Source organism: Marinobacter sp. F3R08, from assembly GCF_018860425.1.
Taxonomy (GTDB): Bacteria; Pseudomonadota; Gammaproteobacteria; order Pseudomonadales; family Oleiphilaceae; genus Marinobacter.
The window spans coordinates 793,938-811,088 of sequence record NZ_JAHKPI010000025.1 but is presented as its reverse complement, the minus strand read 5'-3'; the positions used below and the strand labels follow the sequence as shown (position 1 = coordinate 811,088).

The 17,151-nt window shown below is 54.5% G+C and carries 14 protein-coding genes; 5 read left to right on the top strand and 9 right to left on the bottom strand.

The genetic code is table 11. From position 1 onward, the window contains the following. Window positions 1-17: 17 nt before the first annotated feature. From KO499_RS19035 to KO499_RS19015, 5 genes are all read left to right on the top strand, one after another. Window positions 18-827 (top strand): ABC transporter ATP-binding protein, encoded by an 810-nt coding sequence (locus KO499_RS19035; protein ID WP_215985314.1) that lies wholly within the window; start codon window positions 18-20, stop codon window positions 825-827. A gap of 8 nt (window positions 828-835) precedes the next feature. After that, entirely contained in the window at window positions 836-1,552 is a 717-nt protein-coding gene (locus tag KO499_RS19030; protein ID WP_215985468.1) for an ABC transporter ATP-binding protein, read from the top strand. Window positions 1,553-1,617: 65 nt separating this feature from the next. Continuing rightward, the gene (locus KO499_RS19025; RefSeq protein WP_215985313.1) at window positions 1,618-2,832 is read left to right on the top strand and encodes an ABC transporter substrate-binding protein; all 1,215 of its coding nucleotides are present in this window, start codon (window positions 1,618-1,620) and stop codon (window positions 2,830-2,832) included. Window positions 2,833-2,924: 92 nt separating this feature from the next. Continuing rightward, window positions 2,925-3,812 carry a branched-chain amino acid ABC transporter permease gene (locus KO499_RS19020; protein ID WP_215985312.1) on the top strand — a complete coding sequence of 296 codons (888 nt, stop codon included), beginning with the start codon at window positions 2,925-2,927 and terminating at the stop codon, window positions 3,810-3,812. A gap of 49 nt (window positions 3,813-3,861) precedes the next feature. Beyond that, window positions 3,862-4,788 carry a branched-chain amino acid ABC transporter permease gene (locus KO499_RS19015; protein ID WP_215985311.1) on the top strand — a complete coding sequence of 309 codons (927 nt, stop codon included), beginning with the start codon at window positions 3,862-3,864 and terminating at the stop codon, window positions 4,786-4,788. 93 nt (window positions 4,789-4,881) lie between these two features. Here KO499_RS19015 and KO499_RS19010 read toward each other — a convergent pair whose 3' ends face one another. The 9 genes from KO499_RS19010 to KO499_RS18970 all read right to left on the bottom strand — a co-directional run bounded on the left by KO499_RS19010 (window position 4,882) and on the right by KO499_RS18970 (window position 17,139). Further along, window positions 4,882-6,060 carry an ATP-binding protein gene (locus KO499_RS19010; RefSeq protein WP_215985310.1) on the bottom strand — a complete coding sequence of 393 codons (1,179 nt, stop codon included), beginning with the start codon at window positions 6,058-6,060 and terminating at the stop codon, window positions 4,882-4,884. 1 nt (window position 6,061) lies between these two features. Beyond that, a complete protein-coding gene (locus KO499_RS19005) occupies window positions 6,062-7,915 on the bottom strand; it encodes a PAS-domain containing protein (protein ID WP_215985309.1) in 1,854 nt (617 codons plus the stop codon). Continuing rightward, on the bottom strand, window positions 7,912-9,246 hold the full coding sequence (locus KO499_RS19000; RefSeq protein ID WP_215985308.1) for a sugar phosphate nucleotidyltransferase: 1,335 nt from the start codon (window positions 9,244-9,246) through the stop codon (window positions 7,912-7,914). Before KO499_RS19000 ends, KO499_RS19005 begins: the two co-directional genes overlap by 4 nt. 22 nt (window positions 9,247-9,268) lie before the next feature. Further along, on the bottom strand, window positions 9,269-10,759 hold the full coding sequence (locus KO499_RS18995) for a WecB/TagA/CpsF family glycosyltransferase (protein WP_215985307.1): 1,491 nt from the start codon (window positions 10,757-10,759) through the stop codon (window positions 9,269-9,271). A gap of 170 nt (window positions 10,760-10,929) precedes the next feature. Then, complete coding sequence (locus KO499_RS18990; RefSeq protein ID WP_323133371.1) at window positions 10,930-11,955, bottom strand: glycosyltransferase family 2 protein; 1,026 nt, start codon at window positions 11,953-11,955, stop codon at window positions 10,930-10,932. Window positions 11,956-12,003: 48 nt separating this feature from the next. Then, on the bottom strand, window positions 12,004-13,227 hold the full coding sequence (locus KO499_RS18985; RefSeq protein WP_215985306.1) for a glycosyltransferase family 4 protein: 1,224 nt from the start codon (window positions 13,225-13,227) through the stop codon (window positions 12,004-12,006). Further along, window positions 13,224-14,492: an O-antigen ligase family protein gene (locus KO499_RS18980; RefSeq protein WP_228340047.1), complete on the bottom strand. Its 1,269-nt coding sequence runs from the start codon at window positions 14,490-14,492 to the stop codon at window positions 13,224-13,226. Before KO499_RS18980 ends, KO499_RS18985 begins: the two co-directional genes overlap by 4 nt. After that, complete coding sequence (locus KO499_RS18975) at window positions 14,462-15,880, bottom strand: hypothetical protein (RefSeq protein WP_215985304.1); 1,419 nt, start codon at window positions 15,878-15,880, stop codon at window positions 14,462-14,464. The genes KO499_RS18980 and KO499_RS18975 overlap by 31 nt, the downstream gene beginning before the upstream one ends. Next, window positions 15,877-17,139 (bottom strand): polysaccharide biosynthesis/export family protein, encoded by a 1,263-nt coding sequence (locus tag KO499_RS18970; protein ID WP_215985303.1) that lies wholly within the window; start codon window positions 17,137-17,139, stop codon window positions 15,877-15,879. Before KO499_RS18970 ends, KO499_RS18975 begins: the two co-directional genes overlap by 4 nt. Window positions 17,140-17,151: the final 12 nt, after the last annotated feature.

The window sequence follows — 17,151 nt, the reverse complement described above, 5'->3', positions numbered from 1 at the left end:
AAGAACAAGGAATACCTATGAATCAGGATCTGATCCTCGAGACGAGAGGCCTCGTCAAAGAGTTCAAGGGCTTTACCGCCGTCGACGATGTCAACCTGAAAGTCGAACGCGGCACTATCCATGCTTTGATCGGCCCCAATGGTGCAGGTAAAACAACCGTCTTCAACCTGTTGACCAAGTTTCTGACGCCTACCCGTGGACAGTTGTTGTTCAACGGCCAGGATATTACCCGGAAGGATTCAGCCTCTATCGCGCACATGGGAATTGTGCGTTCATTCCAGATCTCGGCGGTATTTCCGCATCTGACAGTCCTCGAGAACGTTCGGGTTGCACTGCAGCAAAAACGAAAAGACACCTTTGCCTTCTGGCGCTCAGAGAAGATTCTGGACGAACTCAACGACCGTGCTCTGGCGTTGCTGGATTCGGTAGGGCTGCGAGAGTTCTCCCACGCACTGGCCGTCGATCTTCCATACGGTCGTAAACGCTCACTGGAAATTGCCACCACCCTTGCGCTGGATCCGGAACTGCTGCTTCTGGACGAACCTACGCAGGGTATGGGCCACGAGGATATCAGTGTGGTTGCCGATCTGATCAAAGAGGTCGGAAAGAACCGCACCATCCTGATGGTCGAGCATAACCTGAACGTGGTTGCCGATCTCTCTGACACCATTACGGTACTCCAACGCGGTGCAATTCTGACCGAGGGCAACTACGAGACCGTGTCGGCGGATCCCAGGGTGCGCGAAGCCTATATGGGGGTTGAAGAAGACCCGCTCGAAGGCGAGGGCGGCGAAGGTAATGCCCCCGTCGTGGAGGCGTCGGTATGAGCAAGGCGATGGCAGTCAAATCCAGCCGGGAAAAGCTCCGGATCAATGATCTGCACGCTTTTTACGGTGAATCACACATTCTCCACGGCATCGATATGAGCGTTAACCAGGGCGAACTGGTGACGTTGCTGGGGCGCAATGGGTCAGGGCGCAGTACCACCCTGAGAGCGATCATGAATATGGTTGGTAAACGCACGGGATCGATCGTGATCAATGGCCAGGAAACCCTGGATATGCCGGCTCACAAGATCGCGCACCTGGGCATGGGGTTCTGCCCTGAAGAGCGCGGCATTTTCTCAAGCCTGAATGTCGAAGAGAACCTGATGCTGCCACCGAGGGTCCGTTCTGATGGCATGTCGGTGGAAGAGATTTACGAGATGTTCCCGAACCTTGCCGAGCGCCGGAAAAGTCAGGGTACCCGTCTCTCCGGGGGCGAGCAGCAAATGCTGGCAATGGCACGAATCCTCCGAACCGGAGCCAACATCCTCTTATTGGATGAAATCACCGAAGGTCTTGCCCCGGTCATTGTTCAGAAGCTTGCTGAAATCCTTAGGAAACTCAAAGAGCGTGGCCTGACGATCGTTCTGGTCGAGCAGAATTTTCACTTCGCCGCACCGATTGCCGACCGTCATTACCTGATGGAACACGGCCATATGGTGGACGAAATCAAAGCCCACGAAATAGGAGCAAAAACCGACCTGTTGAATACCTATCTCGGCGTCTAGAACCCGGGAATCTGTTCCTCAACGAAGCACAATCCGAAACAAAAACAATGAGTTTGGAGATAATCATGAAATTGATGTTTAAAACAGCTGCTGCTACTGCGTTGATTGCCGCTGCCGGTCTGGCACACGGGAGTTTTTCTGACGACAAGGTCAAAATTGGTGTCCTCACTGATATGGGCGGTGTCTACTCTGATATCACCGGTCAGGGCAGCATTGAGGCGGTCCAGATGGCTGTCGAGGATTTCGGGGGTCAAGTGCTTGGCAAGCCTATCGAGGTGGTTGGTGCAGACACCCAGCTCAAGCCGGACATCGGGTCCACGATCGCTCGTCAGTGGATTGAAAGCGAGCAGGTTGATGTTATTAATGGCGCTGTTGCCAGCTCGGTAACCGGTGCTGTTACCAAGCTCATGAGCGACGCCGGCAAAATCACCTTGATTGCCGCGCCGGCCAGTCATGCATTCACTACCAAGGGTTGCTCTCCTTATAACGCGCATTGGAGCTACGACGTGGTCTCCCTCGCCAATGGCACCGTTAAACCCATGGTAGATGCTGGCAAAAACCGCTGGTTCTTCATTACCGCTGACTACGGTTTTGGCCATGCCCTGGAAGCGGTCGCAACGGGTGTAATCGAGGCAAACGGTGGTGAAGTTGTCGGTTCCGTACGTGCACCTCTGGCCACTACTGATTTCTCATCCTATATCCTGCAGGCCCAGGCCTCCGGCGCAGATGTGATCGCACTGGCGAACACCGGCAGCGACATGGTTAACGCTCTTAAAACGGCGGCGGAGTTTGGCGTCACCGAGATGGCTGAAGTTGCCGGTTTGCTGGTGTTCACACCCAACGCACAAGCTCTGGATCCTGCTATCGCAGGTGGCATGAAACTGACCACCGGTTTCTATTGGGACATGGATGACCAGACTCGTGAATGGTCCAAGCGTTATATGGCCCGTATGGACGGCAAAATCCCGTCTATGGCCCAGGCAGGTGCTTACTCTTCCACCATGCATTACCTGAAAGCGGTAGAGGCGGTCGGTACTGACGAGTCTGATGCTGTCATGGCAAAGATGAAAGAAATGCCAGTTGAGGATTTCTTCTCCCGTAACGGATATCTGCGCATCGACGGCCGAATGGTGCATGACATGTTGCAGGTTCGGATCAAGAACGCTGATGAACGTAGCAATGACAATGACATCTTCGAAATTGAAAAAGTGATCAAAGGTGAAGATGCCTTTTTGAAGCTTGAAGATGGCGGTTGCGAATTCGCACTGAACCAGCAGTAACCTTCCCGGGGCAGGGTTGCCTGCCCCTTATCCCTGATTTACGACAAGAAAGGGAAGCGCCTGCTTCCCTCTAAAGACTGTTGGGTGTGGTTATGGCGACTATTTTCGATATCAATCTATTTGCCCTTTTTGGACAACTGCTGGTCGGATTGATCAACGGTTCGTTCTACGCGTTGCTTGCTCTGGGCCTTGCGATCATCTTCGGTTTGCTGAAGATCATTAATTTCTCTCAGGGTGCGCTCTACATGCTTGGCGCTTTTGCCGCGTGGATCGGCCTGAATTATCTGGGAATCAGCTATTGGTGGGCGCTGGTATTGGTTCCACTGGCCGTGGGTGCATTCGGAATTTTAATGGAGCGCACGCTGATTCGACCCATCGCGAACGAAGACCACCTGTACAGCCTGCTGCTTACTTTTGGTATTGCCCTGATACTGCAAGGTCTCTTCAGCCACGGATTTGGTTCCTCCGGTTTGTCCTACCCGATGCCTGAAGCGCTCAGGGGCGGGACCCGACTGTCCTTCATGTACCTGCCCAACTACCGGGCCTGGATCATCGTCTTCTCATTGCTGGTGTGTGCCGGAACCTGGTTCATGATCGAAAAAACCAGGCTGGGCGCCTATTTACGTGCCGGGACCGAGAACCCCCAGCTGATGCAGGCTTTCGGCATCAACGTACCGCTGCTGGTAACCCTGACCTATGGTTTCGGAGTTGGCCTCGCGGGACTGGCCGGTGTATTGGCTGCCCCTGTCTATACAGTGTCCCCGGACATGGGAGCGAACATTCTGATTGTAGTTTTCGCAATCGTAGTTATCGGCGGCATGGGTTCCATCGGTGGTGCCATTCTTACCGGACTGGCCATGGGTATCGTCGAAGGGCTCACCAAGTACTTTTATCCAGAGGCCTCCAACACTGTGATTTTCCTGGTAATGGTGCTGGTACTGATGGTTAAGCCAGTCGGTTTGTTTGGTAAGGAAGCGTAGAGATCCCTGCGCTTCGTTTTCGCCGCTGTTTCGTTGTGAGGTATTAAACATGTACAACAAAAAGCTCAACCTGGTGTTGCTGGGCCTGGCACTGGTCGCGCCTTTCGTTCTTTATCCTGTCTTCCTTATGAAGGTGCTTTGCTTTGCCCTGTTCGCCTGTGCTTTCAACCTTCTTCTGGGGTTTGCCGGGTTGCTTTCATTCGGCCATGCAGTATTTCTGGGCACCGGCGCTTATGTCACAGGCTATGTGATGACAACCTATGGCCTTACGCCGGAACTTGGCATTCTTGCAGGCGTTGCCATGTCTGCGCTGGTTGGTCTGGTCTACGGAAAACTGGCAGTAAGACGTGAAGGCATTTACTTCGCGATGGTGACCCTGGCGCTCGCCCAACTGGCTTTTTTCTTCTATCTTCAGACTCCGTTCACCGGGGGCGAGGACGGTCTCCAGGGTATCCCGCGCGGTAACCTGTTTGGTCTGATCGACCTGACCGACAACATGACCATGTACTACTTTGTTCTGGCGGTCTTTATTGGCGGATTCCTGACCATTTATCGCACCATTCACAGCCCCTTCGGCCAGGTCATGAAGGCGATTCGAGAGAATGAGCCGCGCGCTATTTCTCTGGGTTACAAGGTAAACCAGTATAAGCTGATGGCCTTCGTGATCTCCGCGACTCTGGCTGGCCTCGCCGGATCCACCAAGGCACTGGTGTTTCAGCTCGCATCCCTTACTGACGTCCACTGGTTCATGTCGGGCGAAGTGGTTCTGATGACGCTGCTTGGAGGGATGGGCACGATCTGGGGACCGGTTCTCGGTGCAGCCAGCATCATCTCAATGCAGAATCTGCTCGCCTCAGGGCCTCTGGCAAACTACATACATGTGGTGATGGGGGTTGTCTTCGTTATTTGCGTACTGGCGTTCCGCAAGGGGCTGGTTGGGGAACTGCAGAAGGTACTTCGGAAGAACTCGGGCTGAGAACCACCCGAAGGAAGACTCGGATGTAGACGGCCAGAGCGCATTGGTGGTTGCAGGAAACACTCACCAATGCGCCTGATGGGTTGTGAAGCCTCAGGTCTCCTGTGAGAGATCTGACCATTTATTGAGCATTCCGAGAAGCGTATTTTTCACCACGGGTTTGGCCAGATAGTCATCCATGCCTGCTTTCATGAATTTCTCCTGGTCACCCGGCATGGCATTCGCGGTGAGGGCAATGATTGGTAGATTGCTCGCACCCTGATATTCACGAATTTTCCGGGTTGCCTCCAGACCATCCATTTCAGGCATGAAGATATCCATCAGGACCAGTTGGTAATCCATATGGTGTATTGCTTCAACGGCTTCCAGTCCATTTCCAACGATATCCGGAATATAGCCAGTGTCCTGCAGCAAGGCTCTGAAAACGATCTGATTGGCCGGCGAGTCCTCGGCAATCAATATGCGAATCGGTGCATGCCCCAGATCGGCAGGCGTTCGTTCTTTTAAACACGGGTAACTGGCCTCAGGCATGGCCTTCAGACTGATATCCAACGGAATGCTGAATGCGAAGGTTGCGCCCTGTCCAGGCCGGCCATAGGCCTTGATCTCGCCACCCATCGCCTTGACCAGCCGTTTGCAGATCGCCAGTCCGAGTCCGGTACCTTCATGTTTACGGGACGCTGTAGAGTCCAGTTGCCGGAAGGGCGCAAACAGGGTTTCTGCCTGGGCATCGGTAAAGCCTGTACCGGTGTCGGTCACCTCGAATCTTACCCAGGTTTTGTCGACCTGGCTGTCGTCTTTGCTGACGGTCAGAGTAACGGAGCCCTGTTGGGTGAATTTAATAGCGTTGGAAAGCAGGTTGAGAAGGATCTGCTGAAGGCGACCGGCATCTCCTTTAACCATCAACTCGGTTTCCGGAGCAATGGCATCAACAAGTTCCAGTCCTTTCTGATGAGCTTTTGCCTCGGACAGTTTCAGCGTCTTACGGACGATCTCCGCCAGATTGAAGTCACCCGGTTCAAGTTCAAGTTTACCGGATTCCATTTTGGAGAGGTCCAACAACTCATTGAGCAGATTCAGTAAGTGCTCCGCGGATTCGTGTGTTGTGTCAATATACGCCTGGTCTTGCGCGCCAAGCCGGCCACTGATCTGAACGAGATTGAGGAGTCCAAGTATGGCATTCATTGGTGTCCGCAGCTCATGACTGACAGTTGCAAGAAATGCTGTTTTGGCCTCATTGGCCCGCTCTGCGCGCAGGTTTTCTTGCGCCAACTCAAACTCCTTGGTTTTCAACATCCGAGATGTCGCTGTAGGAAATGACTGTGCCGCCAGAAGGGACTCTGGATTCAATTGTGCGTATCCAGCGCCCGCAGGAGAGCTCCATTTCCATGCCTTCCTGCCGGGGGTGACGGTGATGATCAAGTCGTTGGTGTAGAAAGGCCTCTTGAGCTGTTTGACTGTCATCCAACAAGCGATATACACCGGATTCGAGTCCCTCTTTGACCAACTCTGAAAACGGCACACCCAGAGGCACCGGCTGATTCCGGACCTGGAAAAACTCCCGGTATTTTTCATTGCAACGTACCAGCCGGTCGTTGGAATCGAAAACGGCGAAACCATCAGGCAGGGATTCGATGGCATCTTTGAACCGGGCATTGCTTTCACTGAGATCTTCTTTTGCGTTATCGACCGCCTGCTGGAAACGGAAGGGCAACCTGAGCAGCCCATACAGGAGCATTGCGACCAGAGTTGCCAGGGCAAAGCCAAAAACGTATTTCTGCAATGCAATATCCCGTAGTCCGGGTTTTTCTGAGGTTTTGATCCCGATGTTCCAGCTGCCGGCAGGCAATGCCACTTCAGCGCTCAGGTGTGGCCCGTTGAACACGGCCTCAGTACCCTTGAAGGTCTCTCCGTTCTCGCCAAGACCATTGCGACCACGAATGGCAATAATGGTGCCGTTTGGTAGCTCGTTGAGGCCAGATTCTTCAAGAAGGTCGGGGAGGTCGACGAGTACCGTCGCAAAGCCCCAGAAAACCTCTGGCTGAACGTCACCGGAAGCAGAATTGCCGGTGACAAATATAGGAGCCCGGCCAATCAGGGCAACACCGCCCTGAAGCAGCTCATGGGGCCCGGCCACCCAAAGGCGGCGAGACTCTATCGCCTTCATCGCCGCCTCACGGCGCGCGGGATCAGTCAGCAGGTCGTGTCCCATCGCAGGACTGTTTGTTGCTTCCGGCCAGAGGTAAGTTACGACCCCCTCGGGTGCCAGTTGCAAGCTGCGAACTCCTGTCAGACTTCTGCCCAGATCGCTGGCGAATGCCTGAAAACGCTCGTTGTTGATTGAATCAGGGCCGGCCCGAACAAAGCCAGCTAGACCGTAGGTCAGGTGTAGTCTGGCATTGAGCTCTGTTTCCAGCCGTCCTCTGATGTTAAATAAAGTCTCTGACTTCGCTGCCTCCATCTCAAGGTGCCTGCTTTCGAGATCCTGCAAAAAATGATGACCACTCACACAGAGAAGCGAGAAAAAGGTAATTGCGGACAGCACCAGTGCGACGGACTTTTTTGAAAGAGCCGAGCCTGCTTGCTGCAGACACTTCCCCCAGCGGCTTCCGGGGCATAGGAGCGGATCATTGGCCGGAGGCCGGGTAGCCCGAATTTCCTCTTCTACCATGGTTACAAGGGTTCGAAGCGCAGCCAGTTCCCGGGTTCCGAAACGTCGTGGCTGATGGTCGATAAGGCAAAGCGCGCCGAGCGGAAATCCATCCTGTGAGTGGATGGGGTATCCCGCATAGAATCGAAGGCCAAAATCACCAGCAACCATGGGATTATCACGAAAACGGTTATCTTTGGACGCATCCTCGACCACCAGTGGCGTGTCGTCTTCGAAGGTATGGGCGCAGAACGAAGTACATCGGGGGGCTGTTGTCTCAAAGGTACCGATTTTGGCTTTGAACCACTGGTGATCCTCGTCAACCAGCGTAATCAGTACGATGGGAACATCAAACAATTCACGAGCCATTGACACGATTCGGTTGAATCGGGCCTCGGGAGCTGAATTCATCAGTCGGGTGTCAGCCAGCGCTTTGAGACGTTCTGCCTCATTTGCAGGAAGGGCTGCTTCGCTCATGACTGGACTTCCTCCACAGCGCAAGAATGGTTGGAGTACCGGGAACCAACAAACATGGTGCGAAATCCACGTTTCAGCAGTGTTCTCAGGGATGATCGGTCATTCAGCTCTATCTCTGCCAATGACAGTAGAACCGGATCTGTGGCGTCCGGATAGACTAACGAAGCAGGACTCAAGGCACCGATTGGCAGGTTTTGGAATTGCTCGTGCCACGGGTAGTTCTCCCCGGCCAACTGGTCGCTGATGCGCGACGATTGAGGCCGGCCAAACAACCGTATCTTACCCAGAAGGGCATGTTTCAGGTCCTGGTGTGCCTGAACCCGTTCCAGACTTTGCCGGCGGGGTTCCTGGCGGATTCTTGACGTGATGAATCCTGCTATAAGCAAAAGACCCGCCAGCACACGTTCAAGCAACTGATAAATTGTGTTCTTCGCCGCCTTCGACCGGTTTGGCGCAAGGAAAAAGCTGTCACGTATATCGAGTGTGGCGTTCAAATCGACCCGGATAACGCGTTGCTGGACAACAATGGCGTTTTCCACGCGCATACCCGCACCCACAAAGGTGTTGTCAAGGATCACCGCATTTTTCAATGCTGCGCCCCTGGCTACGAAGCAATGGTTTCCTATTGAATTGAGCCCGGAAAGTTCAGCACCCAACTCAATCATGCTGAAGTCCCCGACGCAGGAAAAGCCGTCTCTGAGGCTGACGGGATGAACCCGTGTCAGCGCGCCGGAACGGAGATCCTCGCTGCGTCCTGCAGATGACGGCCACCAGCCCGGATCAGCACTGGCGGTTGCCAATTGGTGATACTCGGTGAGACTTGTCAGGCCCCGGAATCCGCACTGGCTTGATGTGCTCTCCGTGCTCTGGCCAGCAGTTTTTTCCCAGACCAGTGCCTCCAGAGAGTTATTGGTGTTGTGCCAGAGTTCGTACTGATTGCGGTAGCCCTCTGAAATTCCGCAATAGGGTGCTGATTCATCCTGGCCACTCGACGATGGCGAGCGCCAGACGTCGCCTCGAAGAGCCGCAAAGGGTGCGTTAAGCGACCCGCCCAAACGGGCCCGAACACGGTCAGGAGTGTCATCGGAGCGAGCACTCAGGTATTGAATGCTCAAGCTCCAGCGGACACCGGTTTCAAAATAGTGCCGAATTTGCGTGTCATTGGCGGGGACGATAAGGAAAACCTGCTCAATGCCCCTGGATTGGAGCCGATCCAGTGTGTATTCCAGAACCGGGTGGCCTGCCACAGGGAGCATCGCAGGACTGAAATGCTCGTTGAGTGGGAATAATTCGTCACCGGAACGATCGGCAAACACCAAAGCCTGTTTCATTGGAAATTCCTTTTGCTGGGCGTTAGCTGGCGCCTTGGCCCATTAGCAATGCCGGTATGGTTTTGATCATGAGTTTTAAATCCCCCCAGAACGAACGCTTATTGCGGTAAGCTACGTCCAGTGCAGCCTGCTCAGCGAAGCTGAGATTGTTTCGACCGGCAACCACCCATTCGGAAGTAAGCCCCGGCTTGATATCCAACCGTTGCCGCTGTTCCAGGTCATATTTAGTCAGTTCCGCATACAGCCCAGGGCGAGGCCCGACAATAGACATAGACCCACACAGCACATTGAAAAGTTGCGGAAGTTCATCAATCGAGTATTTTCGTATGAAGGCGCCAACACGGGTGATCCTTGGGTCCTTTTTAATCTTGAAGGTGACACCGTCGCTTACCTCATTCAGCGCCTCCAGCTCGGCGCGCAAAGCTTCCGCATTGACCACCATGGATCGGAATTTCCACATCTGAAACGGATGGCCACGTCGGCCTGCACGGGTCTGGCGAAAAAGAACAGGGCCCGGGTTGTCGAGTTTGATGGCCAGCGCGACAATCAGAAAAATCGGGGTGAGAAACAGCAAGGCTGCCAGACTTAATGTGATGTCCGTAGCCCGTTTGGATGAATCGAGGCTGGTTATCCGGAATTGGTGAGTGGCACGCTGAATCCGGGCACGCCATGCCAGCCTCGCCCGACGGGAATGGTCAGCCAGTTGGGTGGGTATGGCTGCAACATAGTTCCTGGTGCGCACCTCGTGCTTTAACCTCAGAGCAAACCGGGGATTACCGAGAATATAGCGGCGCCACATCCGGCGAGGTTCCTGTAACAAACGCCAAACCCATTCCAGCCCTCTGTTTCGAAGCCATAAGGGCGCCCGGGACACGTTCCCTGCGTAAAAATCAAATAACCCACCAACCGCTACGTTGAGCCTGGTTGCAAGTTTGGGTTGCATGCGGTCCAGCCACAACTCCTGCGTTGGAACGCCCATGGCAACCAGCAGAATATCGGCGCCGCTGGCGTTAATCGCCTCAACCACGCCAGCTTCTTCGTCGGCACTGAAATAGCCGTGTTGGGTACCCGCGATCTGCAGTTCAGGGAATTCTGATCTGGCCCAGTCGGCAACTCGTTCGGGTGTGCCGGGTTTGGCGCCGAGCAGGAATACCCGTTTACCTTTTGTTGCTGCCAGTTTGCAGATGTGTGGAAACAGATCGGTACCGTTCAGGTTGTACTTCAGCGTTTCACCATTCATGGTGCATCCCATGGCCACACCGCTACCGTCAGGGAAAACCAGAGGAGCCCGCGCTAACGCCCGCCGATAGGCCAGGTTTTCATAACTGACATTGAGGCAATGGCTGTTGACAAAAAACAGGTTCACTCCGGACTCCTGATCCACTGCATCACACAGCTGTTCTATCGCTGCATCCAGGGACAAGTTGGCGAAAGAGACACCCAGCAGAGCGCTGAGATCGTTTTCGGTGTCTGAGGTGCTGTCTGCAAGGATCGTTTTGGTTCCCAAGACCATGCGGGTCTCCATGTATAAAAAGCCATTTGGAGATCCATTTCACATTCCGTGCCAAGATATAAAAGGCTGAGTATCAGTGGTCTGGAGGAAGACAGGCGGGGCTGGAGGAACCTTAGTGCAATCGGAGTCGCCGAATGCGTTGCATATTGCAACGCATTCGGCGGCGCCGGTCAGGAACTGGCGAGATCCCTTTCAATGCGCTCCTGCTGAACACGACCAATCAGCGTGGCTGCGGTTTTTTCGGTTTTGCGATAAAGCGTCGGAATGGTCCAGAGAAGATAGGCAGCCACACCGGTTACAAGGGTTCGACCGAGCTCTTCAAACGCGGGCCTTAAACTGCTTTTCAGCGACCGGTTGAAGAACCTTATGGCCGCCGTGCCGTCACCCAGACGAATAGCCTGTCGAGCGAGGTAACGTAACTGATACGCTCGAGCCCGACTGGCGTGCCTTTCGACAAATTCCGGCGCGTAACTGGCGGTTATTTCAGCCACCTGCTCCCAGGAGCCAAGCTGTTTGTGCAGTTGGGCCGAAAGACCACCGGCGTTCAAACGGTAGAAGGTCAGTGGTTCAGGAATACCCTCAATACACCAGTCGGTTTTCAATGAAATCCTGAGCCAGCATTCGATATCTTCGGATTGGCGCAGGCTTGAGTCAAAGTAACGGATTTCGTCTATTCCACCGTGATTACCAGGGAACGCAATGTCATTAAATACGGCTTTTCGTATGACCGGGGCCGAGCCATTTCCGATCGGGTTGCGACAGAACAGGTGACTTGCGGTAATCCCCGACAATTTGGGCATCTGGTAGAAGTTCGTTGGCACTCCGTCGGCATCCACAAAGGCTGAACGGCTGAAGGAGATGCCCACCTCCTGATGAGCGTCCAGGTGACTGACATGGCACTGGAGCTTGTCATTGCGCCAGAAATCATCGGAATCCAGAAAGGCCAGATACTCTCCGCGGGCATGATGTATGCCGGTATTTCTGGCGCCGGCCAGACCACGATTAAGCCGGTGACGAATGATCCGGATTCGTGAATCATCGAATGATTCACAGATTTCAATACTGTTATCCGGCGAACAGTCATCAATGATGAGAAGTTCGAAATCAGAAAAGGATTGAGAGAGTACAGATTGTATGGCCTGTGATACAAAGGCGGCCACGTTAAAGACGGGCATGACAACACTAACCTTGGGCACGATGAAACTCCTGAATGATGGTATTACTTGAATAAAGAACAGCGAAATTCATGCCGGTTTCGGCGTTGCGAGCGCGAAGGCATAAATTTCCTGGTGTTTTTGGACAATTGAAGGCCAGGAATAGTCCCGCTCCAGTTTGTTATGCCCGGCCTCACCCAAATGCTGGCGATAAGCTGGTTCTGCAAGCAGACGGATGACTGCCCTGGCAAGGTCAGTGCTATCGGACCGGCACAGCAACCCATCCACGCCGTGACTGATGACGGATTGCAAAACCGGGATATCGAGCGCGACCACCGGTTTCCTGTAGTGCCAGGCCTCCAGATAAACCACGCCCAGAGATTCTTTGTCCGAGGGAACACAAAGTAGCTCGCACCCGGCCAGAGCTGCGTTTTTATCGGCTTGACTGATCTCTTCAATAACGGTGATCCGGGGGTCTGTGTGCTCTTGGAAACTGGCCCGGGAAAGCTCGGTCTGTGGGCCTATAAAAACCAGGCGCGTGTCTGGCCGGGATCGCCAGATAAAATCTGCCGCCTGTAATAACCGCTGGTAGCCCTTGGCTTCATCGTGTCGGCCGAGAAAAAGTACATACGGATCGTTGCCAATGCTGTGACGCTTCCGAAATTCCCCGACAGGTGAGGGCGAAGCAACCATTGGCCCCATAGGACAGACGAAAGTGCGTTCCTGAGGAGCACCCTGGGCAACCAGCCATTCCTGTTCATGGCGAGTTAACGCGATTAATGCGTCAGCCTCCTGGTACAACTTGCGAAAACGCCTTGAAGACCAGCCCAGGCCCTGTGGTAGATCGGTATTGGCAAGAGGCGACCAGATGAATGGCACACCCTGGTTCCTGGCTGCGGCTAGCGATGACTCAGCAACAGAGGTCAGACCGTTGTATATAGAGTGAATCACCTGTGCGTTGGCGGAACGCCGCTGGATTGTCCTGGTGCTGAAGGTCCTCAGTAACTGATCAAATAGAGGGCGGACCGAACGGAATCGCTGATGATTGAGGGCAAGAAGCCGCAGAGCCTGTCGTTTTGGCCCTGTCGGACATTCGCGGTACACCATGCAGTGGCCGTCCTGTTGTGCAATGCTGCTCTCTCGGGTCAGGGCCAGTTCTGTTGGTTCCGTGTCCGTAGAGCTGTGACAGATCACCTGAATATCATGACCGGCGCGGGTCAGAGCGTGAGCCAGTTCCCGGGAGTGCATCTCGGAGCCTCCGCGGGCAGGCCAGAATCTGGAGACAGTCAGCGTGGCGTTGATTTGAGTTGTCATGCAGGGGGCCCTAGAGTTAAAGGTTGAGCCGGACGCGGCTCATGTTTATGTGCCAACCCGATGAACATAAGACCGGGCCAGATCAGATAGGCGAGAATTTCAAGGTTTTCGCCGAAGGTATACAGCAGCAATAACAGAGCGCAGACGAAACCTGTCCGCTCTGTGATCCCACCCCGGGCAAGCTTCAGGCCAAGAAACAGCAGAGAGGCAGCCAAAGGAATGGCCAACGCGGCAAACCCAACCAGACCTTTGACAAAAAGAAGCCCATACCAGCTGTGATGACTACCGATAGGCATGTACTCAACCAGGTGGGGACCACGTTCAACGACCCCGTGCCCCCAGACCGGCGCTTCGGTTTGCCAGCGATGCAGAGCAATGCGGGCCAGTGCTTCGCGAACCCGGGTTGAATCTGCACGGGCCGATTTGATGGATTCATATGCGTTTTCGGCGCTCTCAAGGAACCAGCTTCCGGCAAAGGCAAACACCAGACTGGCGGCCATCACTGTGAACGCCATGACGGGGCCCCGGAGATATCTGAGAGTAAACAGAAGACCCACCACGGCCAGAAGTACCAGTATGGCGAGCCGGGATTGGGACATAAGGATCATAAGCACACTGGCGCAGATGCCAATTCGTCGCCAACGTGTATCCTGTTCGACAAACGCCAGCAGGAAGAAGATATTGGCAACAAATCCCAATGCCGGGGCCCAGGGAGTAAATAGCCTCCACCGCGGGAGTTGGCTTTGAGGATCAAGTTCGTAAAGAGAGACTGCAAAGAATTCGGGTCCGGGGCCGCCAATTGCTTTCAATGGAGACACATATGCGGTCTCGGGTAACCGAAGCAGCCAGGCACCCACGAAAACAGGCAACAAAACCAATGTATGCAAACACACCCGCATGGCCGCACGGGCTATCAGCTCGGCCCGGATGTTGAGGGTGGATCCGGCAAGAATGAACAACGCCATCAGGGCCCAGCCTTTAGCCCAGCCAATGGACGATTTGATCAACTGCCCGGTACCCAGGCCCTGTAGCAAGTGACCAACCACGATACAGACCAGCATCAGCAGCATACCCAGCAGCCAGAGCGTGACCGGACCGGGCACCCTGAACTCCTGACCAGGGTCGAGCAGCCGACTGAACACCAGTAAAAACAGAAGCCAGCCAATAACCGGTCCGACCAGATACAGAGCGCCCAGGACGTAGAACCCGTAGGTCCAGCCCAGTCCGTACCAGATTATGCGTTCTTCAGGAGTTTCTGGAGCCATGGCTTTCTGATCCACAGTAGGTAGAGGCCAACGACCAGGGCCAGGGTTGCACCGACACCGCCGATCAGCGCTATTTTTGTGGCCGTGCTATTGGCCCGTTCGGGACGCGTAGGATGTGCCAGCATCTGAACCAGCGGATAGGACGAGTAGCGGTCGGCATTACCGATATCCTGTTTTGCCAGAGCAGTTGAAAATACGGCGGTGGCGACCTGTTGTTTACGACTCAGGTTTTCCAGTTCCACGGAATCGCCGGCCGAATCCTCAATACGCCGAGACAGGATTTCGATAAAGGCAGCATCGGACTGTATTCGTTGCTCAAGCCCATTTCTTTCAGCGATCAGAGAAAGAAGTTCAATCAATACCTGATCGTGTCCGGTCTGGTTGCCCAGATCGATCAACTCTTTAGTCGACCAGCTGTTGTCCTCGGTAACCTGACGACCGCGACGGGTAAGCTCTGTATCAACAGTATGATGAGCGGCATGCAGCTGATTGAGTTGCGGGTGGTCATCGCCCCAGATGCCGTCGATAGTGGACATCTGGGTGTGAATATCGGCGTGTCGTTCGAGCAGTCGCTGAAACGACCGGTCGCTACGGAGCGCGATGGCGGCCTTGAGTCCCTCATCCGTCAGGCTGAGGCCCTGTTGCATGGTTGCAATGCGTGATACCAACGCCTGGTGTTCCGAAATCAATTGTTCGTGGCGGTATCTGCTGTCTTCCAGCCGTTTGATAAGGCCTTGAAACTGGTCAAAAGAGACGATGTCTGACCTTACCTGATACGCGAGCTTTCTCTGTTGCGCCTGCTCCAGTTTGTCGTTGAAGCCGGCGATCATTTGAAGGCCGGATGCCGTCAGATGATAGGTTTCATCGTCCCGGAGCTTGTCCAGTTGGGACTGCAGGGCCTGGTACAGTGCGTAGGATTTACGTTGAGCGAGTTCTGCGGAACCTGCGCCCATCTTGAACTCCATCAAAGAGGTCTGATCCACCAGTTTGATCTTTGGAGCGCCGAATTCTTCGACCGACATGTTCAGGTGTTGAGCGGCAACGGCGAGTACGGGTTTGCTGGTAGCGATGGCTTTGTAATTCACAACCGGATCAACAGAGCTGTTGGTAAAGGGCGAAGCGACACTGGCCGTGGCCTGGCCGATACTTTCAAGGCTGACCGCCAGGCCATTTCCGGTACCGGGCAGAATCAGTGTCCATTCACTGGTGTAGGACGCAGGCTTGAAAATGATCAGGGTTGAAATTGGTCCCCAGATCACAGCGAGACACGCAAACATCAGTGACAGATACAGTAACCGACGTTTGGCTTGCGTCAGGCTCAGCCCATATACCGCAAGTCGAACAAGCGGCCCGCGCCTGGGTGTCTGTTCCGTATGGTCAGGCTTCATCGAAAGAGGCCAATCGGTGACAGGATGTCGCTGATGGCTCGGCCAATATCGCGAAGATTGCTGATGTCTGAGTCATAGCAGACCACGCTGTCATTCGGCATCAGGTAGGGGTTGACGGACCTGCTCTGGGGCTGACTGAGCACTTGCTCAACGCGACGCTCCACTGTTACTGGCCGACGGGTGACCGGATCTGTGGTAACCAGAACTGCATAACGATCACTGTTGGTCGAGGCCGCACCGCCGGCGCAGTTGCCGGACACTACAGCCGTGTGAAGCTGAGCACCGTAAGGCAGGCTGGTCGCATGGCGACCTATGGCCGAGGACGCATTGTTCAGCGCCGGGACCGTCAGATTGGAGATGAAAACCCGGATTCCTGGTGGTGTGATCGCCGTAGGCCGAATGATGCGCGGATCCGGAAGGCCCCGGCTGGGTACACGAATCTGATCCCCCTGAATCAGGGCCATATCCTCAATTCGATGTCCGTCGACAGTGCCGCTGAGATTGAGGCGATGGACCTTGTTGCCGCGCACAAGTTCGATTCGCTGAATATCAGCATCGGGTCTTACGCCACCTGCGGACAGCAATGCTGTGGTCAGGAAACGCTTGATCGCGGTGCTTCCGCCGCGGAGCGTAAGTTGATCACCTGAGGTCTGCTGGCCTCGTGGATTTACAGAAACAATACCCGGGTAAAAGACAGCCCCGGCAACCGATACCTGAACCGGTGCCCATTCCTGGATAGAGAGATTCAGCCGTGCCATGCCAGGCCTGAAATAACCTTCCGTTTCTAAAGCACGGTTTACGGTGATTTCAGTCTGATCAAGGGACAAACCCGCTACCTGAATCGCGGCAATGTAAGGCAGCTTCAGTCTGCCATCAAAACCTATTTCGTATACGCCGGCCAGCGCTGAATCAGAGGAATCAAACACCCCCTGGAAAAATGCTTTCGGCGGCAGATCAATGCGAACGCGGTCTCCGGGGGAGAGCGGGGGTGACACCGGGAGCCCTGCGGTGAGCCCCGGTTCCTCCGCGGTGACTCTATCTATGGTATGAAGCAGCTCTTCTGCGGAATGATCGTAAGCAACAAATGCATCCCTGGGGCCGAGGTAGGTTGTCTCAGTGAGCTGGCCCCCGCGAGACTCGTTTAGCCAGTGATTCCCGTTCATTGCACGTTCATCGCGATCGCTGCTGAGGTTCGGAGCAGCACAACCGACCGCCGCAAGAATACACAGGACACTCAGACTTCCAATAACGATTTTCATGGTGACGATCTC